Origin of the sequence: Flavobacterium sp. (assembly GCF_044349645.1) — a bacterium.
Taxonomy (GTDB): Bacteria; Bacteroidota; Bacteroidia; order Flavobacteriales; family Flavobacteriaceae; genus Flavobacterium.
Genome location: NZ_JBIKQP010000027.1, coordinates 1 through 22,460, shown reverse-complemented (window position 1 = coordinate 22,460; position 22,460 = coordinate 1). Strand labels below are relative to the sequence as shown.

Sequence of the window (22,460 nt, the reverse complement as noted above, 5' to 3'; positions counted from 1 at the left end):
AATATAATATTTAAAATAAGTATCTTTTTTCTTATATTTTTTTCTGGTTTTAATTTACAAGCTCAAAATACTACAACTCCTCAGGACTCTACAAAAATGGGTTTTTCTGTGGGACAAATCGGCATAAGCAATCCTCCAAGTATTGTTAATTTATACACCTATGACCCTAAAACAGATCGCTATATTTTTACAAGTACAATAGCTGGTTACTCCATAAATTACCCAAAATTTCTTACTCCGAAAGAATACGAAGCAATGGTTTTGAAAGAATCCATTAGAAATTATTACAAGAAAAAATTAGACGCAATTGAAGGCGTTAAGAAGGGTACAGAAGATGCGAAAAAAGATTTATTACCAAAATATTACGTAAACAATAGTTTTTTTGAAACCATATTTGGAGGAAATACTATCGATGTAAAACCAACAGGTTCGGTAGAAATGGATTTAGGTGTTCGTTACACGAAACAAGATAATCCATCATTCTCCACTCAAAATAGTTCGACCACTACATTTGATTTTAATCAAAGAATAAGTATGAGTTTAATGGGTAAAGTGGGAACCCGATTAAACGTAAACGCCAATTACGACACACAATCTACGTTTGCATTTCAAAATTTAATTAAGTTGGAATACAACCCTGATTTGAATGCAAATGAAGACGATATCATCCAAAAAATAGAAATTGGAAACGTGAGCATGCCTTTAAATACTTCTTTAATTAGAGGAGCTCAGAGTTTATTTGGTGTAAAAGCGCAATTTCAATTTGGCAAAACCACAATTACAGGAGTTTTCTCTGAACAAAGATCTCAAACAAAATCGGTAACTTCACAAGGTGGCGGAACGATTCAAGAGTTTGAATTATTTGCATTAGATTATGATGCAGATCGCCATTTTTTCCTTTCTCAGTATTTTAGAAATAAATACGATGAGACTTTAAAAAACTATCCATTTATTAATAGTAGAGTTCAAATTACAAGAGTCGAGGCATGGATTACCAATAGACAAAATAGAGTCACTACTACCAATAACAATTTAAGAAATATTGTTGCTTTACAAGATTTAGGGGAGTCACAAATTACTGGTTTTAATAATAATGAAATTGTTGTTGCCAATCCTTCAACCGGTTTTTTTATTGCACCCCCGGATAGCCCAGCTGACAATAAAAATAACAGATATGACCCTGCATTAATTGATAATGGCGGAAGATTAAATGGAAATATTCGAGAAATTGTAACCGCAAGTTCAGGTTTTAACGGGGTAACTGTTAGCGAAGGTCAAGATTATTCAAAATTAGAAAATGCGAGAAAATTAACTTCTTCGGAATTCACTTTTCACCCACAATTAGGATATATTTCGTTACAACAAAAGTTAGCTAACGATGAGGTTCTAGCTGTTGCATTTCAATACACAATTGGGGATGTAGTCTATCAAGTAGGTGAATTTGGAACCGATGGTGTTCAAGCTACAGAAACTGGAAATACAACACCAGGATCAACTCAACCAACTTCTGTTTCAACACAGAGTTTAATTTTGAAAATGCTTAAAAGTAATTTAACGAGTGTAGAAAACCCTACCACTCGTGTTACTACACCGATTTGGAACTTGATGATGAAAAATATTTATCAAATACCAGGTGCTTTTCAAATGCAACAAGCCGATTTCAGATTCAATATTTTATACACAGATCCTTCGCCATTAAACTATATTAATATTGTACCGCCACTTCCTCAGCCGCAGGATTTAGTTACAAGTACCCCACTATTGAAGGTATTTAATTTAGATAAATTAAACTTTAATAATGATCCGCAAACCGGTGGTGATGGATTTTTTGACTTCATTCCAGGACTTACTGTTGATACTCAAAATGGTAGAATTATTTTTACAACAGTAGAGCCATTTGGAAAACACTTATTCGAAAAATTAAGAAATAACAGCATAGAAGATTATAATGTAGGTAACTATAATGCCAACCAGACTAAATATGTTTACCGAAACATGTACCGTCAAACTCAAGCGACGGCTCTTCAAGACAGTGAGAAAAATAAATTCCAATTAAAAGGAAAATTCAAATCATCAGGAGGTGATGGAATTCCAATTGGCGCATTTAACGTTCCAAGAGGGTCGGTTGTAGTAACTGCTGGAGGGCGTGTATTGGTTGAAGGAGTTGACTATAGTGTAAATTATCAATTGGGAAGAGTTCAAATTTTAGATCCTTCACTTCAAGCATCAAATACTCCTATTCAAGTTTCTTTGGAAAACAATGCTGTGTTTGGTCAACAAACTAGAAGATTCATGGGTTTCAATGTAGAACATAAAATCTCTGAGAAGTTTATGGTAGGGGGGACTTTTTTAAAATTATCAGAAAAACCTTTTACTCAAAAATCTACTTACGGGCAAGAATCAGTGAATAATACCATCTTTGGATTCAATACTAATTTTTCTACTGAAGTTCCATTTTTTACAAGATTGGTAAATAAGTTACCCAATGTTGATACAGATGTTGCATCGAATTTGTCTTTCCGAGGTGAAGTTGCGTTTTTAAAACCAGATACACCAGATGCAGATAAATTTCAAGGGGAATCTACAATTTATGTAGATGACTTTGAGGGTTCGCAAACTTCTATCGATATGCGTTCACCATTTTCATGGAGTTTGTCATCTACACCAGAAAAATCAGCAAGAAGCAGTTATGATTTTAATGCTACAGCTACAGATTTAAGTTATGGTTATAAACGAGCTAAATTATCTTGGTATAGTATTGATCCAACATTCTATGCTTCAAGGCCATCGGGCGTATCAGTTCAAGATATTTCCTATAATTCAACAAGAAGAATTTACAGTGAAGAATTGTATCCAGTTACCGATATTGCTGTTGGACAAACGCAAGTTGTAAACACGTTAGATCTTGTTTATTATCCAAATGAAAGAGGACCGTATAATTACAATCCAGCTGCTATTGCAACCAACCAATTGCCAAATCCACAAAGTAATTTTGGAGGAATAATGAGGTCATTGAGTTCAACTAATTTTGAACAAAGCAATGTAGAATATTTACAATTTTGGTTGTTAGATCCTTATTATGATCCTGGAAATCTATCAAGTGAGGCATCAGTTACTAATACCGGAAAAATCTATTTCAACCTAGGTTCTATATCTGAAGATGTTTTAAAGGACGGAAGAAAGCAATTTGAAAACGGACTTGGTGCAGATCAGGTTTTGGTAACTCCGCAGCCAATTTGGGGAAATGTTCCTGCATCACAATCCTTGATTTATGCATTTGATACTAACCCCGCTAACAGGTCAAGCCAAGATATTGGACTAGACGGGCTAAATAATAGTGAAGAAGCAGTAAAATTCGCAAGTTTTTCTCGCTATCCAGATCCTTCAGCCGATGATTATGAATATTACTTTGCTGCCGAAGGTACTGTTCAAGAAAGATATAAAAATTATAATGGTACTCAAGGAAATTCACCAGTGGATGTAACCGATGCCAGCAGAGGTTCTTCAACACTTCCAGATGTTGAAGACATAAATCGTGACAATACCATGAATACAATTAATGCTTATTTTGAATACAGCATCGATTTACATAAAAATATGACTATTGGTGTTGACCGTTATGTAACCGATATTAGAGAAACGGATGCAGCCAATATTCCTGCTGGTGCAAATCCAACTCGTGCAAGATGGATTCAATTTAAAATTCCAATTTCACTACCTGAAAATACAATTGGAGGAATTTCAGATTTTAGATCAATTGGTTACATGCGTATGTTTATGACCGGTTTTAACGATAAAATGACGGTACGTTTTGGCGCCTTAGATTTAGTTCGCGGCGAATGGAGAAGATACGTAAACACCCTTGATGCTGCAGATACAAACCCTTCCGATGACAATACAGATTTAGATGTGCTTACTGTTAATATTCAAGAAAACGGGAATAGAAGTCCAATTCGTTATGTGTCACCACCAGGAGTTGTAAGAGAGCAATTGTACAATAACAATTCAGTCATCAATCAAAACGAACAAGCTTTAGCAATGAGAGTTGGTGGAGATGGATTGCAACCTGGCGATTCAAGAGCGGTTTTCAAGAATGTAAGTGTAGATATGCGTCAGTTCAATAAACTAAAAATGTTTTTACACGCTGAAGCACTTCCTGCACCTTCGGATCCTACACCACTTCAAAATGACCAAATGATAGGTTTTATTAGATTTGGAAATGACTTTACCCAAAACTTCTATCAAGTTGAAATTCCCTTAAAAGTAACTCCTGAAGGCGCTTCCTCACCATCAGAAGTATGGCCTGAATTGAACGAAATTAACTTGCCATTGGATTTACTAACTCAGTTGAAAGTATTGGCATTGGGAGGAAATGCTCCTGCTGAAGATATCAACGGAATACGATTTATTGATGATGACGTTCTAGATCCGTCATTAGCATCAAATACAAATAGGGGTAAATTAAGACTTGGAATCCGTGGAAATCCTAATTTCGGATTAGTAAGAACCTTAATGGTAGGTGTAAAAAATAGAGCGACAAGTACTAGTAGCATTCGAGGTGAAGTTTGGTTCAACGAACTTAGATTGGCTGAAATGGATAATAAAGGTGGAATGGCAGCAGTAGTTAACTTAGACACCAATTTAGCTGATTTAGCTACCATTTCTGCATCTAGTAAGAAAAGTACTATCGGTTTTGGAGCGTTAGAGCAAGGTCCGAATGAAAGGAGTCGCGAAGATTTATTCCAATATAGTATTGTTACGAATTTAAGTATTGGCAAACTATTACCTAAAAAATGGGGTATCAATTTGCCATTTAATTATTCAGTTGGCGAGGAAACTATTACCCCAGAATACGATCCGTTTAATCAAGATATACGTTTGCAACAGCTATTAGACGTTACTTCGAATCAAGCCGAAAGAGACAACATAAGAAATAGAGCTATTGATTATACAAAAAGGAGAAGTATCAATTTTATTGGTGTTAAAAAAGAAAGAAGCGAAAAACAAAAACCTCATATTTATGATCCCGAAAATTTAACTTTATCTTATTCGTATAATGAAGTTCTTCGTCATAATTTTGAAATTGAAAGTTTCCAAGATAAACAGGTAAACACAACTGTTGATTATGCTTATACATTTCAACCAAAGCCGGTCGAGCCTTTCAAGAAAACAAAGCTTTTCAAAAAAAGTGATTATTGGAAAATGTTGAGCGATTTTAATTTTAATTATCTACCTTCAAATATTTCATTTAGCACGAATATTATTAGACAATACAACCGTCAAGAGTTTCGTCAAGTTGAGGTGGCAGGAATTGGATTGGATCCATTGTACAGAAGAAATTTCTTATTTAATTACCAATATGGTTTCAATTATAATTTGACAAAAGCACTAAAATTTAACTTCACTGCTTCGTCAAATAATATTGTTAGAAATTATATAAACGACAATAATATGCCAGATAACAGCGTGACAATTTGGGATAACTATTTGGATGTTGGAGACCCAAATCAACACACGCAACAATTGACTATGAATTATGAGTTGCCAATAAATAAAATTCCGATTTTCAGTTTTGTCAAGTCTACCTATTCTTACACAGGAAATTACAGTTGGTTGAAATCATCTGCAGCATTATCATCAATAGAAGCAAATGATGGCACGATTTATAATTTAGGAAATACCATTCAAAATTCAGCTGCTCAAAAACTGAATACGTCGTTTAATATGGAATCGTTTTACAGATACATTGGTTTGTCGAAAAACACAAAAAAACCGACTCAGCAAGCTCCAAATAAAGCGCCACTTCCTGGGCAAAAAGTAGTAAATAACCAGGCACAACAAAATGTTTCTGATGACAATTTATTCATTTCCGGCATTAGAGGGCTTTTAACAAGTGTGAAAAACATTCAAATTAATTACACTGAAAATAAAGGAACAGCATTACCAGGCTATCTTCCTGGGTTAGGATTTTTAGGAACATCAAAACCTACTTTAGGATTCGTTTTTGGATCACAAGACGACGTGAGATATGAAGCTGCTAAAAATGGTTGGTTGACAAATTATCCTGAATTCAATCAGAATTTTACACAAGTAACTAATAAAGCCTTGAACATAACCGCCAATGTAGATTTGTTCCCAGATTTTAAAGTTGATCTAATCGCCGACAGGACTTATGCTGATAATTTTTCAGAGCAATTTGATGTTTCGGCAGGGCAATATAATTCTCGATCTCCTTACAATACCGGTAACTTTGCTATTTCAACTATAATGATTAAAACAGCATTTAGAAATAGTGATATCAATCAGTCGTCGGCATTTGATGATTTTAGAGGAAATAGAATAATCATCGCCAATAGATTGGCAGAGCAATATTATAACTCTACTACTTTTCCTTTGGACGCAGAAGGTTATCCTGTAGGATTTGGCAAAAACAGTCAAGCGGTTTTGCTTCCTTCCTTCCTTGCAGCTTATACTGGCGCAATAGGTGATAAAATAGGCGAGTCTGCAAAAGGGATTTCATTATCAGCATTTAGAGATTTCCCAATTCCTAACTGGACTGCAAAATACAATGGTTTAATGCGCTATGAATTTTTCAAAGAAAACTTCAAAAGATTCTCCGTTCAGCATAGCTACAGAGCTTCCTATACAATAAATTCATTCAGATCAAACCTAGATTATAACCTAAATCCAAATGGATTTGACAAGGGTGGAAATTTCTTAACTAAGACTATAATTGCGAATGTAAATCTTGTAGAACAATTTAATCCATTGGTAAGAATAGATTTTGAACTTAAAAATTCTATGAAGTTTCTTGCCGAAATGAAAAAAGATCGAGCACTGTCAATGAGTTTTGACAATAATTTATTGACCGAAGTAAGCGGAGTAGAATATGTAGTTGGAATGGGTTATCGATTTAAAGATGTTGCTATTTCTTCAAAATTTGCCGATAATGCTCAGGGAGTGCTAAAAGGAGATATTAATATTAAAGGTGATTTCTCTTACAGAAACAACCAAACCATTGTTCGTTATTTAGATTATAATAACAATCAATTGGCTGGAGGACAAAATTTGTGGTCAGCGAGAATAACAGCTGATTATTCTTTAAGTAAAAATTTAACTACTATTTTTTATTACGATCATACTTTCTCAAAAGCAGTAGTTTCAACTTCTTTTCCAATGACTAATATTCGAGCAGGATTTACACTCAGATATAATTTCGGAAATTAATTGAAAATATAATTGTAAATAATACCTTTGTAAAAAACTAATTATAAATAATAATTTTAGAAAATGAATATTCCTTCAAATTTAAAGTACACAAAAGACCACGAATGGGTTAGTATTGATGGTGAAATTGCAACAGTGGGAATCACTGATTTTGCTCAAAAAGAATTGGGCGATATTGTATACGTAGAAGTAGAAACTTTAGATCAAACTTTATCTAAAGACGAAGTTTTTGGAACGGTTGAAGCCGTGAAAACAGTTTCTGATTTATTCTTGCCATTATCTGGTGAAATTATCGAATTTAATGATGATTTAGAGTCTAGTCCTGACACCGTAAATGGTGATCCTTATGGAAAAGGATGGATGGTAAAAGTTAAATATTCTGATGCTTCAGAAATGGACGATTTATTATCTAGCGATGATTATAAAGCACTAATAGGTGCGTAAAAACCTCTATTTATCAGCTGCGTTAATTTGGACTTGTTCAATATTGCTTCTATGTTTAGAGCCAGCAAGAGACTTGCCAAAAATAGAAATTGACAATCTTGATAAAATAGTGCATTTTGCATTTCACTTTGGATTTATGATTCTTTGGTATTTGTATTTAAATTCAAATACTAAAATAACCAATTATAAAGCTCCTGTAATTTTGTTTTTTGTTTCTTTGGTCTTCGGAATTGTTATTGAGTTTTCTCAACAAGCTTTCACCACTTCTAGAAAAGGAGATGTATTAGATGTAATTTCAAATGTTTCAGGAGCTTTTTCAGCTTTAATTGCGTTGCTATTATTTCAAAACTTCAGAAATAAGAGCAAAATCTAATATCTATTTATATTTTAAGCTATGGATATTAAATCATTTTTGGATTCTACCTACTTAAAAACCGCTGACCAAGCCGGAATTAGCGAGATAGAAAATAAGAATCTGATTGTAAATTGTATTCAAGAAGCAATTGACGAGAAATACAAACTTGTAATGATCCGGCCCGAAATGGTTTCCTTAGCCAGGAAAATGATTTCTGATCAAAATTCAAAAGTCAATATTGGAACTGTCATCGATTTTCCAAAAGGCAATTCCAACTACTCAAAAAAAATTAAAGAAGCAAAGCAAGCCATTATTGATGGAGTAGACGACTTGGACTTTGTATGTAATTATGAAGCATTTAAAAAAGGGAATGCAATTCTTGTAAAAGAAGAAATTCTAAAATGCACTGAATTTGCAACCCAAAACAATAAAATTATCAAATGGATTATAGAAGTTGCAGCCCTAAACAACCAACAAATAATCCAGCTTTCTACATTGATAAAAAATGTTGTTATTTCCAATTTCAAAGAAGACGTTTATCCAAATGTTTTTGTGAAATCATCAACAGGGTTTTATAAGACCAAAGACAATTTGCCAAACGGCGCAACACTTCCTTCAATAATCATGATGCTTGAAAACGCATCGCCATTACCAATAAAGGCGGCGGGTGGAGTAAGAAATCATGAGGAAGCTATAAATTTGATCCGTTTAGGTGTTAAAAGAATTGGAACTTCTTCAGCAAAACTTATTTCAAGTGGAGAATCTGATTCGGTTTCTTATTGATTTCCATACTTTAATTAAATTATAATTTTAGCATTTTTTTATATAGTTTTCCTTTTGTGAAATGCTATTTTTTAAAGTATCTTTGCACCAGTTTTAAAACCAACAAATCAGCTTTGAACGCTACAACAAATAATCTTTCCTTTAAATCTATTTATACTGATTTTCTAGAAATCACGAAAGCCAGATTGGCCGTAAGTGTTGTTTTTTCATCTATAGCTGGATTTATGTTAGGAATTTCAAATATTCACTCTTTAGATTGGATGGTTCTGTTGAAACTTACAATAGGTGGATATTGTATGGTAGGCGCCTCAAACGCATTCAATCAAGTAATTGAAAAAGAACTCGATTCATTAATGGAACGCACTAAAAATCGTCCAGTTCCATCTAAAAGGATGACTCCAAATGCAGCATTATCTATAGCTTTTTTGTTAACCATAATTGGTATTGTTCTTTTATATACTATCAACGAAAAAACGGCAATGTTTGGTGCCATTTCTATATTTATTTATACTTGTGTCTATACTCCACTAAAAACAATTACTCCATTAGCTGTTTTTGTTGGGGCTTTTCCGGGAGCAATTCCTTTTATGTTAGGATGGGTAGCGGCAACAGGAAATTTTGGTATAGAAGCAGGTACTTTATTTTTAATACAATTCTTCTGGCAGTTCCCCCATTTTTGGGCTATAGGTTGGTTTTTATATGAAGATTATGAAAAGGCAGGTTTCTTTATGTTGCCTTCAGGAAAAAAAGATAATTCTACAGCGCTACAAATAATATTGTATACCCTTTGGTTGATTATTGCTTCTTTATTGCCAGTTTTTGGTTATACAGGACAATTTTTTATTACAAAAATCACTGCAGTTGGTGTACTTCTGTTAGGACTTTGGATGTTGTTCTATGCTGTTAAATTATACCAAACAAGAACTGCAAAATCAGCTAGAACGCTAATGTTAGTTAGTGTTTCATATATTACATTATTACAATTGGTTTATATTTTAGATAAATTTTTACGATAATTATGGATAGTTCAAGCAATGAAATTAAAGAAAGAAACGCAAGATCATATAAATTGATTTTGTTGTTTGCTATGGTAAGTATGTTTATGATGTTTGCCGGATTAACAAGCGCATTTGTTGTTAGTAAATCTAGAGCAGATTGGGTAAAAGGCTTTCAATTACCAAGCGCATTTTATTTTAGTACAGCCGCAATACTAGGTTGCAGTGTGACATTTCATTTAGCAAAAAAAGCAATACAAAAAGATAAAAGAAGTGCTACAACTTCATTTCTTTTAGCTACTTTTGCACTCGGAATTGTATTCGTAATTCTTCAATTTGAAGGTTTCCGTCAAATTGTAGATAGCGGTTATTTTTTTACTGGAAGTGCGAGTTCTATAACAACCACTTTTTTATATATTGTAACAATAGTGCACCTTGCTCACCTTGCTGGAGGGCTAATTTCACTTTTAATTATAATTTATAATCATTTTAAACAAAAATACAATTCAACACAAACCCTTGGTATTGAGCTCGGTGCAATGTATTGGCACTTTCTAGATTTCCTATGGGTATATTTGTTTTTGTTTTTATATTTCTTTAAATAAGAAAAATGCTTAAATTTGGGAACTTTTTAATGAATAACTAATATGGGATCGACAGTTACTACTGCAAATAGTGAAGAAAATAATTGGGGTGGCGGAAATGAGCCAATGGGAGCAAGTTATGGTAAATTAATGATGTGGTTTTTTATCGTATCTGATGCCTTAACATTCTCTGGATTTTTAGCTGCTTACGGCTTTTCTAGATTTAAATTTATTGAAACTTGGCCTTTAGCCGATGAGGTGTTTACACACTTTCCGTTTTTACATGGTGTTTCAGCACCTATGTATTACGTAGCATTAATGACTTTTATTTTGATTTTTTCTTCTGTAACAATGGTATTAGCTGTTGATGCAGGTCACCAATTAAACAAAGCAAAGGTTACTTTTTATATGTTTCTAACCATTATTGGAGGTTTAATATTCGTAGGCTCACAAGCTTGGGAATGGTCAAACTTTATCCGTGGGGAATACGGAGCTATTGAAACAAAAGGAGGAAGCTTACTACAGTTTGTTGACAATACTGGAAAAAGAGTGAAATTATCCGATTTTGTTGTTTCTCATCCAAAAGAGAGAGAGCAATTATCAAGAAATAAAGGAAATTGGTTCATGGAGGAAAGTTCATTGCCAACCTACACTGTTGCTGAGGTTCAGGAAGGTTTCAAAGCACATCCAGAATTATTAATAAGAACTGAGGTTATTTATGAAGACAATGCAGCTTCAAAAGCGGATCCAAAAAATAATCCTACTCTAAATAAAATAAAACAAAAAACAATTCTTACAAGAGCAGAATCTGAACACAGATTGCAAAGCGCAGTTCTAGTTGTTGAAGGAGCAAACCTAATAAGAAACGAATACGGAAGTAAATTATTTGCCGATTTCTTTTTCTTTATTACCGGTTTCCACGGTTTCCACGTATTTTCAGGAGTAATTATTAATATCATTATTTTCTTTAACGTTCTTCTTGGAACTTATGAGAAAAGAAGAAGCTATGAAATGGTAGAAAAAGTAGGACTTTATTGGCACTTTGTCGATCTAGTTTGGGTATTCGTATTTACAGTTTTCTATCTAGTTTAATTTTTCAAAACTTATATTATGTCAGACGTTCACGTTTCTAACACAAAAAGAATTTGGTTTGTTTTCGGTTTGTTATCAGTAGTAACAACTGTTGAAGTATTCTTAGGGATTATAAAGCCAGAATCATTACACTTGACTCATTTTCTAGGAATGAATTTGTTAAATTGGATTTTCTATATCCTAACTATTTTTAAAGCTTATTATATAGTATGGGCATTTATGCACATGGAAGGTGAAAAAGCTATACTTAGAAATGTAGTAGTAGTTCCAGTAATTTTCTTAGTGATCTACCTTTTGTTTATTTTATTAACAGAAGCAGATTATATTTTTGAAGTTTTCAAAAATTCTACAATCAAATGGAATTTTTAACAAGATATTAATTCATAAAAAGGGTACGCATTGCGTACCTTTTTTTATTTTTGTATAAATTATCTCAAAGAAAGAATGAAAAAAAATATAGTTCTATTTGTCTTGTTTATTCTACCAATCGTAGCTTACTTGTTTTTTGCTTCAGGTGTAAATAGTTTTACAACACTTCCAACAGTAACGCCCAAAATTTCCGACCTTGGAGATTGGAAATCATTGAGTGGAAAGAAAATTACCCTCAACAATAAAATTACTATTCTTAGCTTTTCAGGAACTGATTTACTAAAAAACAGAGGGAATTATTTCAATCTTAATCAGAAGATTTACCAGCAATATCATGAATTTAAAGACTTGCAATTTGTAGTTGTTTGTCCATTAGGAACCGAAAAAGATGCCAAATATATAGTAGAGCAATTTTCAAAGTTTACTGATGTTTCTCAGTGGCAATTTGTGTTTGCGTCAACGGATCAAATTCAAGAATTTTACAATCAAATGAAATTGCAAAACAAACTAAATGCCGACTTTGGGACTTCAAATGTGTTTTTAGTTGACAAAAATCGAAACCTTAGAGGACGAAATAAAAAAATCGAATATAAAGAAGGTTACGACACTTCTTCGCCAGCTGAATTAGGAAATATAATGTTGGACGACTTCAAAATTATTTTGTACGAATACAGAGCCGCTTTGAAAAAAAATAAAAATGCGTCACGAAAAATCTAATTAAAAATGAAAAAAAGTTACTCTTATATTGGGATATTCTTCATTATATTGGTTTTTGGAATCATAGTTATTCCTAAAATAGTAGATAGAGTAAAAAACGGAGAAGTAGTTAAAGGCGATCGTTTGGATAATATTTCCAATCATTCTTCAGAAGAAAATTCAAAATTAATGACCATCGGCCCAGCTCCAAAATTTGAACTTACCGATCAAAACAAGAAATTAATTTCCAATAAAGATTATGCTGGGAAAGTATATGTTCTAGAATTTTTCTTCACCACCTGCCCAACTATTTGCCCTAAAATGAATATGAATATGTTGACTATTCAAAATACATTTTTTGGAAATCCTAATTTTGGAATCGTTTCTATTACTATAAATCCTGAAAATGATACTCCAGAAGTTTTAAGAGAACACGCACAAAAATTAGGAGTAAAATCATCAAATTGGCATTTTCTTACAGGTGATAAAAATAAAATTTTTGACTTAGCAAATAAAGGCTTCAATGTTTATGTTGGTCAAAATTCAAAAGTAAATGGTGGTTTCGAACATTCGGGATTATTTGCATTAATAGATAAAAATGGCGATATTCGTTGCCGAAAAGACAACTTTGGAAATCCAATTCTTTACTATGATGGAATTGAAAAAGAAGGAGTTAGAACCCTACAACAAGACATAGCAATTTTATTAAAAGAATAATTATGGAAACGAATAACATCGAAAAAAAATACAATAACTGGATCATCGCTTTATCAATAATAATTCCTGTTGCAGTAGCAGTATTATTCAAAGTAAAGCTTAAAGATTTAGGGTTTAACGTGTCTCCAATGCCAGTATTACCGCCAATCTACGCGACTATAAACGGAATTACAGCTGTTTTGTTAATTTCGGCAGTAATGGCAATTAAAAACGGAAATCGAAAGCTACATGAGTCACTTATGAAAATTGCAATTGGCTGCTCGTTAATATTTCTAGTACTTTATATCGTATATCACATGACCACCGATTCAACACCATACGGTGGAACAGGAGCCTTAAAATATGTTTACTTTTTCATTCTAATTTCTCACATCACGCTTTCAATTGCAACCATTCCTCTAGTTCTAATATCTTATGTTCGCGCATTAGCTGAAAAATTTGATAAGCATAAAAAAATTGCAAAAATCACTTTTCCAATCTGGCTTTACGTTGCAGTAACAGGAGTTTTGGTTTACCTAATGATCTCACCTTACTATGCAAATTAAAGACGAAAGTCAAAAGTTAAATATCAAAAGTAGCAGTAATTTTACTATTTCTGTTCTCTTTTTTCTATTGTCTTTTTTTTTCTCCATTACTGCAAATGCTCAATGTGCTATGTGTAGAGCGGCTCTAGAAAGCGAAGGGAATACCGCCAAAGCCAAAGGCATCAACGACGGAATCGTTTACCTGATGGTTTTCCCATATATTTTGATAGGATTGGTCTTTTTTGCAGTCTATAAAATGTATAAAAAGAAAATCAAAGGCTAGTTTTTTTAGAAGCGAATTGTCCGTCTGTTTCAGGAAATGCAATTCCCGCTTTTCATTTCAATCCACGCCAAAAAGCGTGGGATTTCCATTGCAATCGGGGCTAATTATAGTTGATTTGCTTATTTGAATGTTCGGTTATTTGGAAAATCTGCGAATCTGTGGCTAAATATTCAAATACTACTATTGACAAAAGTTCTCTGTTTTGTCAATCTGAATTAATTTCAGATTCTTTTTTAATTACAATTTAGATACCGAAACAAGTTCGGGATGATTGTAGTAATTAGATTCTAATTTTTTTATTTTTAAATTCTTTTGTTTCTTTTGTGGTGAAAAAATTACTTCAACCCATCAACAGCAACTTTCACATTACCATTCACTTTTACAAAGGCAATAATTGCTTTGTTGGTCAGTTGTATTTTTTGAAATTCAATTGCATCAATTTTCCCATTTATAACAATTCCTGGCATTGGAGAATAATTCTTTAAATAAGCCATCATACTTTTCTTTCCGTCCTCTAAATTGGATTGAATTGAATAACGGCAACTTGCCTGAATTTTTTTCAATATCAACCCTTGAGCCAACCAATTTGCAGTTTTCATCAATTTGCTTTTAGTATCCAAAACATAATCCAATTCGTCAAAATAGATTTCTTTAGTAGTTTCATTATATTTTGGAACTCCAGCTAAATAGATTGTTCCATTAATAGAACCCAATAGATCTAAAGCAATCACCATTTTACCATTTTTGTGCCAAACAGCTACATTTTGAACCGTTACTTTTTTACTTCCTGAGCCGTATTCTTGTCCCGCAAAATTCTTAGTGATTATTTTTGAGGCATCTTGATAACTTGAAACCGCCACAATATTAGCCGAAATATTATCCGGCATTTGAGTAACCGATTTTAAAACTATTTTGTTTTTGTCATATTTTGTCAATGGCTTTTGCCCAATTAATGTTTCCATATTGCATTTCAATCCCATTGCCAACGAAATATTGTCTTTTACAAATCGAGCGTCTGTGGCGTACAATTCTATTGGAACTATTCGCAACCAACTCTCAAATGCTTCATTCATTTGAAAAGGAGTGCATATTTTCTGTAAGGCATCAAGTATATTTGGTTTAAAATCCATTGAACTTTCAATAGCTTCGTCAATAGTTCGCTCAATTTTCGATTTAAATAATTTTATCGTAGGATTAATAACATAAGTAATTGGAATCGATTTTCCCATAACTACAGTCGTTGGGCTTTCATTCCAATCCAAAGATTTAAACTCCGTTTTTGTGCTCAACTTCCAATTGGATAATTTCACGTCACTCAATAAAGTGATATTTCCGTTTAAATTGAATTCTTGAGTGCTGTACAATGCAATTCCCAATTTGTCAGTACCAATTCTATATTTAATAGCTGCTTTTAAAGGTAAAACAGTTTTAATCTTGCCGTCTAAATTGGTAATTGAAATTGGAGCCAACTTCCAAATTGATATTTGAATATCATCATCTTCAATTTTGGTGTCTTCATAAATCAAACCATTCATTAATTTATTCGTTTGATTTTCAATATCTTTCAATTTAATATCAATTGGGATACTTATAAATGAAGGTGTATTATCGTAAACTAATGGCAAAGCATCGTCCGGCTCAGGTTTTAAAGCGGTAATTTTTGAAGTAGTAGCGCAACTGTAAAAAAGAGTTAGCACAAAAAGAAGACTGATTTTCGAAATTGTTCTCAAAAGGATTATACTATTAAATTAAAGTGCAAAAATAATTTTTATTTTCCTCAAATACTAAATCCTGGTAACATTAATTCATACAGGTCGTCTAATAAGATTAAGTTAAATTTGGTATAAATTGCTAAAAAAAGTTAATTTTGCAGTTGTATCAATCGATTTAGAAATTAGTATCATATGAAACAAACCATTATTAGTAAAATCACATTTTTTATCTTTCTATTTTTAAGTGTACTTTCTCAAGCACAAACTAAAAAATGGACTTTAGAAGAATGTGTTGACTATGCCATCAAAAATAACATTTCAATTAAACAATCGGAATTAGATGCAAAATCGGCTGCAATAGATAAATCTTCTGCTATTGGCGGTTTCTTACCTTCACTAAATATCAATGGTTCGCATTCTTGGAATATTGGTTTGAACCAAAACATAACCACAGGTTTATTAGAAAACCAAACCACACAATTTACCGCTGCTGGTTTAAATTCTAATATTGATGTTTATAACGGAATGCAAAATCAAAACCGTTTACGAAGAGCAAACCTATCGATTATAGCAACTAAATACCAGCTTTCAAAAATGAAAGATGATATTTCTTTAAATATCGCCAACGCTTTTTTGCAAATATTATTTAATAAGGAAAATCTTAAAGTTCAAAATGAACAATTAGCTAATAATGAAAAACAATTGCAACGTTCGCAAGAGTTAGTGAACGCCGGAGTAGTGCCACGTGGAGATTTATTAGATATTAAAGCGACAGTTGCCTCAAATAACCAAGCGATTGTAAACGCTCAAAATGCACTTTTAATTTCTAAATTAAGTCTAGCGCAATTGTTACAATTGGAGAATTTTAAAGATTTTGATATTATTGATGCTGATTATCCAGTTTCTGAAAGCGCTACCTTACTTCAAAGTCCAGCTGCAATTTATGCAAAAGCAAAGGAAGAACGTGTAGAATTAAAAATTGCAAAAACCAATTTAGAAATTGCTGAGCGCGATGTAAAAATTGCAAAAGGTGCTTATCAACCTTCAATTCAAGGGTTTTATAGTTTAAGTACAAGAGCGGCCTATTCCGACAGACTTGTTTTTGATCCTGCTGGAAATCCAAGTTTTCAACCTCCTTTTGCGGTTTTAAGACAATTTGATTTAAACAAAGGGCACTCTTTTGGATTTCAAATGAATATTCCGGTGCTTAATGGTTTTGCAACTAAGAATAATGTAGAAAGATCTAAAGTAGCTTTGGATCGTTCTAAAATTGCATTTAGCCAGCAAGAATTAGATTTAGAGAGAAATATTTACACTGCTTTTACAGATGCTAAAGGAGCCATGAAAGCCTATGAATCAGCAATTATAACTTTAGAAGCAAGACAAGAGGCTTATAATTATGCAAAAGAAAAATTTGCTGTTGGGATGTTAAATGCTTTCGATTTAAATCAATCTCAATCGCTATTTGTTAATGCGCAATCAGAAGTAGTTCGTACGAAATACGATTATATTTTCAGAGTTAAAGTAATTGAATTCTATTTTGGAATTCCAATAATTAAAAAATAATACTATCATGTCAAAAAAAACAATCTATATTTTATTAGGTTCAGCAGTTGCACTAATCGCCCTATTAATTATATTATCAAAAACAGGCGTTATTGGAAAAAAAGATAAAGGGACAGAAGTTGAAATAGCTACAGTAAATGAAATCACAGTTGTAGAAACTGTTTCAGCCACTGGTAAAATTCAACCTGAAATTGAAGTAAAAATATCATCTGAAGTATCTGGTGAAATCATTGCTTTACCTGTTAAAGAAGGGCAAGTAGTTAAGAAAGGAGATTTATTAGTAAAAATAAACCCTGATTTATATACTTCTGGTTACCAACGTACAGTTTCGAATTTATCAGGCACAAAAGCAGGTTTGAGTCAAGCTGACGCCTCATTTAAAGAAGCCAAATCCAACTATGATAGAAGCAAAACACTATATGATAAAGGAATAATTTCAAAATCGGAGTGGGATAAAGCTATTGCTTCTTTTGAAGTGGCAAAAGCTTCTAAGGAATCAGCTTATTATAACGTGCAAAGCGCTTCTGCAACTGTAAGCGAAGCCAAAGATAACTTGGGTAGAACTACAATTTATGCTCCTGCAGACGGTACTATTTCAATGTTAAATGTTGAATTGGGAGAACGCGTTTTAGGAACCCAACAAATGACTGGAACTGAAATTCTACGTGTTGCCAATTTGAACAATATGGAAGTTGAAGTTGATGTAAATGAGAATGATATTGTAAAAATTAATGTTGGTGATACAGCTAAAGTAGAAGTGGATGCCTATTTGAAAAAAGAATTCAAAGGCGTGGTAACCAGTATTTCAAATTCTGCGAGTACTGCTTTAACTGCTGATCAAGTAACAAATTTCAAAGTTAAAGTTAGAATTTTGAAAGAATCTTATTTGGATTTATTAGAAGGGAAACCATTGTCGTATTCTCCATTTAGACCTGGAATGACAGCCACTGTTGATATTATTACAACTAGAAAAGTTAATGTTATTGGGGTGCCAATTAGTTCAATTGTGGTTAAATCGGATACTACAGCAACCTCAAAAATTGTTGTTGAAGACACTAAGGATAAAGACAACAAAATTGCTCCAAAAAGTGACAAGAAATTCGAATGTGTATTCTTAAAAGTGGGTGATAAAGCAAAAATCAGAATCATCAAAACAGGTATTCAAGACGATACCAATATTGAAGTACTTTCTGGACTTAAAAAAGGCGACGTTGTAATTGTAGGTCCTTATACTACTGTAACAAAAGAACTGAATTCAGGAGATAAAGTGGTGGTGAGTTCTGGAATTGATAAACCAGAAAAGAAATAACTTTCAATAGCATCGAGTGACTTACATTCTAAATTTAGAAACGGCAACCAAAAACTGTTCAGTATCAATTTCGCAAAATGGGCAAACTATTTTGTGCAAAGAAATGGCAGATGCAGGCTATTCTCACGCTGAAAAATTGCATGTTTTTATTGAGGATTGTATTAAGGAATCCAATATTTCCTTTATAGATTTATCTGCAATTGCTGTGAGCCAAGGGCCAGGATCTTATACAGGATTAAGAATTGGCGTTTCAGCCGCCAAAGGACTTTGTTTTGCATTGGATTTACCGTTAATTGCTGTAGATACTTTGCAGGTTTTAGCGTCGAAATTATCAATTTCTGTTGGAGTAATTATCCCAATGATTGATGCGAGAAGAATGGAGGTTTATTCGGCGATTTTCAATGCTAAATATGAAAAAGTAAGAGAAGTTCAAGCCGAAATACTTATTGAAAATTCATTTGAACAAATTTCTGAATCCATTCACTTTGTTGGTGATTGTGCTGAAAAAGCTAAAACTGTACTAACCAAATCTAATTTTATTTTTCACGAGGAAATTATTTATCCTTCTGCAAATGAAATGAGTGAGTTGAGTTACAAGAAATTCCAAGAAAATAACTTTGAAGATGTAGCTTATTTTGAACCTTATTACTTAAAGGATTTCATGGCTACGGTTTCCAAAAAATAATCAAATCATTTTTTTTACTTCATCAAAATTTGAGGTTGGTAGCTGACAAGTTTGGTTTTGACAAACATAAAAAAGCATTTTATTTTCAATGAATCGGTCTTTTAGAAATGGCAAGTCTGAATTTTTATTTGCTGCAGCAAGTAGTAAATTAGGATGGTATTCCCGATTTATTTTCGATAGATATTCCATTGCATTTTCGCCACAAATTCCCAATTCTTTTTGATGCTCAGAATAGTTCATTAGAACATTTAGCCAGTTGGAATAGGCTGACGGATAATCAATATTTGGAATTATTTTTTTGAGCATTTTCATGCAAATTGACTCGTAATACGGATTTTGAAAGTAGAGGCTAAGTAGAAACAAATTATTAGCCATAACTGAATTTGATGCTGGAATGACATTGTCTTCTGTTTCAAAATGAGTGGCAATTAATGGATCGTCATTCTTTGAAGTAAAGGAGAAAAATTGTGTTGTTTCATCATAAAAATTATCGAAACAAAAATCAGTTAATTGTTTAGCGTTTTTCAACCATTTTTCATCGATGGTAACTTCATAAAGGGAAATAAAGGCTTCAATTACAAAACTGTAATCTTCTAAATAGCCATTAATTGTTATCTTCCCGTTTTTGTAATTGTGTAACAAATTACCTTCAGGAGACCATAATTTTCCTATAATAAAATGGGCGTTTTTTAATGCGATTTCCAAATAATTTTCCTTGCCCAAAGCTTTATAGGCATCAACATAACCTTTAAGCATTATTGCGTTCCAAGAAGTTAACGATTTGTCGTCTAACCTTGGTTTACTTCTTTTTTCTCTTTCAATAAAAAGTAATTTCTCCCAATTTTCTTTCTTAGTTTTTAATTCAGAAAGTGCTAAATTATTTGTTTTTGCAATTGTTTTTAATTCTTGATTTTGAATTAAAACGTAATTGTTATTTTCCCAAAAACCAAATGCATTGATATTAAAAACTTGACTAAATAAAGGGAAATCTTCCTTTATGATTTTTTCCAAATCAGATTTTTTCCATACATAAAAAGCACCTTCTTCTAAATGCCCATCGTTGTCCAGGCTATCAGCGTCGAGCGCGCAATAGAATCCGTTTTCAGCATTTACTAATTCTCTAGAAACGAACTGAAGTGTTTTTTCAATTACTTCTTTGTACAATGGATTTTGGGTTAATTTATAAGCATCCGAATATAAAGAAACTAGTTGGCCGTTGTCGTAAAGCATTTTTTCAAAATGAGGAACATGCCATTTTAAATCTACTGAATAGCGAGAAAAACCTCCGTCAACAGTGTCAAACAAACCACCAAATGCCATTTTTGTCAATGTTAAATTCACAAAATCTAGAATATCATGATTGTTTTTTTGATGGCCATAACGCATTAGAAATTTGTAATTGTTTGGCATCATAAATTTGGGTGCTCGCGCCATCCCTCCAAAATCTAAATCGAAACTTTTTTGCCATTTTTCAATTAGTGGCTCGATACAATTTTGGTTCAATTCATCTGAAGTTGTTCCAGTATTTGAAAAATTCAAACTATTTATACCAAGTTGTAATTTTTCACCATACTCTATCATTTTTTCTGGGCTTGACTCGTAAATGTATTGCAATTTTTCAAGGGTAGAAATCCATTCTTCTTTTCGGAAATAGGTTCCTCCCCAAACTGGTCTTCCATCGGGAAGTGCAACTACATTTAAGGGCCAACCGCCGCGACCAGTCATTATTTGAATTGCTTTCATGTAAATAGCATCTATATCAGGGCGTTCTTCACGATCCACTTTGATATTGATGAAATGTCGATTCATTGTTTCTGCAACGTCAGTATCTTCAAAACTTTCATGTTCCATTACATGGCACCAATGGCAAGCAGAGTAACCAATACTAATAACGATTAGTTTGTTGTTTTTTTGAGCTTGTGCTAAAGAATCTTTGTTCCATGCTTTCCAATGCACCGGATTATTTGCATGTTGCAGAAGGTAGGGACTGGTCTCAGAAATTAATAGGTTCATGGTAACGTTTTTTAGCCCAGATGGCAGTGGAAATCCCACGCTTTTGGGCGTGGATTGTAGCGTACAGCTGGATTAGCTCCTAAAAAAATTATACTAATTTAAGAATTATCCGTTGATAGCTTCCACTTTAATATTTTCATCATTTAGCATGTCTTTCAACATGTTTTCGATTCCGCTTTTTAGAGTAAATGTTGATGAAGGACAACCGTTACAAGCACCTTGAAGGACCACTTTTACTCTTTTTTCCGTTTCATCATAGGAATCAAAAAGAATATTTCCACCATCTGCGGCTACAGCAGGCTTCACATATTCTTCTAAAATATTTATAATTTGTTGTGATGTAGTGTCTAAATTATCAAAATTACTAATTTGTTGCTTCTCTAATTTTTCGGTATTTTCTATTAAAGATTCATCTAAAACAGTACCGCCATTTTCAATGAAAAGTTTTATAAATGAACGTAATTCTAGTGTAATTTGGCTCCAATCATTGACTTCATATTTGGTTACCGAAATATAATTTTCATCGATAAATACTTCTTTAACATAGGGAAAATTGAAAAGTTCCTTCGCTAAAGGAGAAGGTTTGGTTTCGTCAATATTTTTAAATTCCACTCCGTTTTTTGTCAACATTCTACTTACAACAAATTTAAGAGTTGCAGGATTTGGAGTTGTTTCGCCATAAACGGTTATGGGTTGTTTTTTAAGTTTGTTTTCGTCAGCTTTAATAATTACACCGCCATTATTTACAAATTCTTCGATTTGTTCAGCAACCGCATCTTGAACATCTTCCCATTCTACGATAGAAAATCTTTCAATAGCAATGAAATTTCCTGAAATGTAAACTGTTTTCACAAATGGCAAATAAAATAATTGTTGCGCCAATGGAGAAGCTTTTGCTTCATCAATATTTTTAAACTCAAAGTTCTCGTTTTGAGTTATAAAATCGGGAAATTCAAATTTTAAAATTGTAGGATTTTGAGTACTTTTTATTGCTATTTTCATCTTATTTATGCTAATTAATTCCTTTGAAATTAGGAGTTGTAAAGGTAAATAAAATCATTAAATATTGATGGCAATTTAATAAATGATTCTGAAGGTTTTTCAGA

General features: G+C 32.7%; 18 protein-coding genes. 15 read left to right on the top strand and 3 right to left on the bottom strand.

What is annotated here, in order from left to right:
• Positions 1 to 6: 6 nt before the first annotated feature.
• The 12 genes from sov to AC9UFV_RS06845 all read left to right on the top strand — a co-directional run bounded on the left by sov (position 7) and on the right by AC9UFV_RS06845 (position 14,069).
• Complete coding sequence (gene sov, locus AC9UFV_RS06900) at positions 7 to 7,227, top strand: T9SS outer membrane translocon Sov/SprA (RefSeq protein ID WP_509574194.1); 7,221 nt, start codon at positions 7 to 9, stop codon at positions 7,225 to 7,227.
• A 63-nt stretch (positions 7,228 to 7,290) separates the two neighbouring features.
• Positions 7,291 to 7,671 carry a glycine cleavage system protein GcvH gene (gene gcvH / locus AC9UFV_RS06895; protein WP_509574185.1) on the top strand — a complete coding sequence of 127 codons (381 nt, stop codon included), beginning with the start codon at positions 7,291 to 7,293 and terminating at the stop codon, positions 7,669 to 7,671.
• Positions 7,664 to 8,044, top strand: a complete 381-nt coding sequence (locus tag AC9UFV_RS06890) for a VanZ family protein (protein WP_509574183.1) — start codon at positions 7,664 to 7,666, stop codon at positions 8,042 to 8,044. The genes gcvH and AC9UFV_RS06890 overlap by 8 nt, the downstream gene beginning before the upstream one ends.
• A 21-nt stretch (positions 8,045 to 8,065) precedes the next feature.
• A complete protein-coding gene (gene deoC / locus AC9UFV_RS06885; RefSeq protein WP_509574181.1) occupies positions 8,066 to 8,809 on the top strand; it encodes a deoxyribose-phosphate aldolase in 744 nt (247 codons plus the stop codon).
• A gap of 113 nt (positions 8,810 to 8,922) precedes the next feature.
• Entirely contained in the window at positions 8,923 to 9,825 is a 903-nt protein-coding gene (cyoE, locus tag AC9UFV_RS06880; protein ID WP_509574179.1) for a heme o synthase, read from the top strand.
• A gap of 2 nt (positions 9,826 to 9,827) precedes the next feature.
• A complete protein-coding gene (locus AC9UFV_RS06875; RefSeq protein WP_509574177.1) occupies positions 9,828 to 10,409 on the top strand; it encodes a cytochrome c oxidase subunit 3 in 582 nt (193 codons plus the stop codon).
• Between the two features lie 42 nt (positions 10,410 to 10,451).
• A complete protein-coding gene (locus tag AC9UFV_RS06870) occupies positions 10,452 to 11,480 on the top strand; it encodes a cytochrome c oxidase subunit 3 (RefSeq protein ID WP_509574175.1) in 1,029 nt (342 codons plus the stop codon).
• Positions 11,481 to 11,498: 18 nt separating this feature from the next.
• Complete coding sequence (locus AC9UFV_RS06865) at positions 11,499 to 11,849, top strand: cytochrome C oxidase subunit IV family protein (RefSeq protein WP_509521371.1); 351 nt, start codon at positions 11,499 to 11,501, stop codon at positions 11,847 to 11,849.
• A 75-nt stretch (positions 11,850 to 11,924) separates the two neighbouring features.
• Positions 11,925 to 12,566 (top strand): hypothetical protein, encoded by a 642-nt coding sequence (locus AC9UFV_RS06860; RefSeq protein WP_509574173.1) that lies wholly within the window; start codon positions 11,925 to 11,927, stop codon positions 12,564 to 12,566.
• A gap of 6 nt (positions 12,567 to 12,572) precedes the next feature.
• A complete protein-coding gene (locus AC9UFV_RS06855; protein WP_509574171.1) occupies positions 12,573 to 13,262 on the top strand; it encodes an SCO family protein in 690 nt (229 codons plus the stop codon).
• A gap of 2 nt (positions 13,263 to 13,264) precedes the next feature.
• Positions 13,265 to 13,807, top strand: coding sequence for a DUF420 domain-containing protein (locus tag AC9UFV_RS06850; RefSeq protein ID WP_509574169.1), 543 nt, complete (start codon positions 13,265 to 13,267; stop codon positions 13,805 to 13,807).
• A complete protein-coding gene (locus tag AC9UFV_RS06845) occupies positions 13,797 to 14,069 on the top strand; it encodes a CAMCR motif-containing small membrane protein (protein ID WP_509574167.1) in 273 nt (90 codons plus the stop codon). The genes AC9UFV_RS06850 and AC9UFV_RS06845 overlap by 11 nt, the downstream gene beginning before the upstream one ends.
• 335 nt (positions 14,070 to 14,404) lie before the next feature.
• Here AC9UFV_RS06845 and AC9UFV_RS06840 read toward each other — a convergent pair whose 3' ends face one another.
• Complete coding sequence (locus tag AC9UFV_RS06840; RefSeq protein WP_509574164.1) at positions 14,405 to 15,799, bottom strand: DUF4403 family protein; 1,395 nt, start codon at positions 15,797 to 15,799, stop codon at positions 14,405 to 14,407.
• A 174-nt stretch (positions 15,800 to 15,973) separates the two neighbouring features.
• On the opposite strand from AC9UFV_RS06840, the gene AC9UFV_RS06835 reads away from it, so the two are divergent.
• Genes AC9UFV_RS06835 through tsaB form a run of 3 tightly spaced genes read left to right on the top strand, consistent with a single transcriptional unit; the run spans position 15,974 to position 19,341 of the window.
• On the top strand, positions 15,974 to 17,347 hold the full coding sequence (locus tag AC9UFV_RS06835) for a TolC family protein (RefSeq protein ID WP_509574162.1): 1,374 nt from the start codon (positions 15,974 to 15,976) through the stop codon (positions 17,345 to 17,347).
• Positions 17,348 to 17,354: 7 nt separating this feature from the next.
• Entirely contained in the window at positions 17,355 to 18,656 is a 1,302-nt protein-coding gene (locus AC9UFV_RS06830; RefSeq protein WP_509574160.1) for an efflux RND transporter periplasmic adaptor subunit, read from the top strand.
• Between the two features lie 16 nt (positions 18,657 to 18,672).
• Positions 18,673 to 19,341 (top strand): tRNA (adenosine(37)-N6)-threonylcarbamoyltransferase complex dimerization subunit type 1 TsaB, encoded by a 669-nt coding sequence (tsaB, locus tag AC9UFV_RS06825; RefSeq protein WP_509574158.1) that lies wholly within the window; start codon positions 18,673 to 18,675, stop codon positions 19,339 to 19,341.
• On the opposite strand, the gene AC9UFV_RS06820 is transcribed toward tsaB, so the two are convergent.
• Positions 19,342 to 21,354, bottom strand: coding sequence for a thioredoxin domain-containing protein (locus tag AC9UFV_RS06820; RefSeq protein ID WP_509574156.1), 2,013 nt, complete (start codon positions 21,352 to 21,354; stop codon positions 19,342 to 19,344).
• Between the two features lie 105 nt (positions 21,355 to 21,459).
• Positions 21,460 to 22,356, bottom strand: a complete 897-nt coding sequence (locus tag AC9UFV_RS06815; protein WP_509574154.1) for a NifU family protein — start codon at positions 22,354 to 22,356, stop codon at positions 21,460 to 21,462.
• Positions 22,357 to 22,460 lie beyond the last annotated feature (104 nt).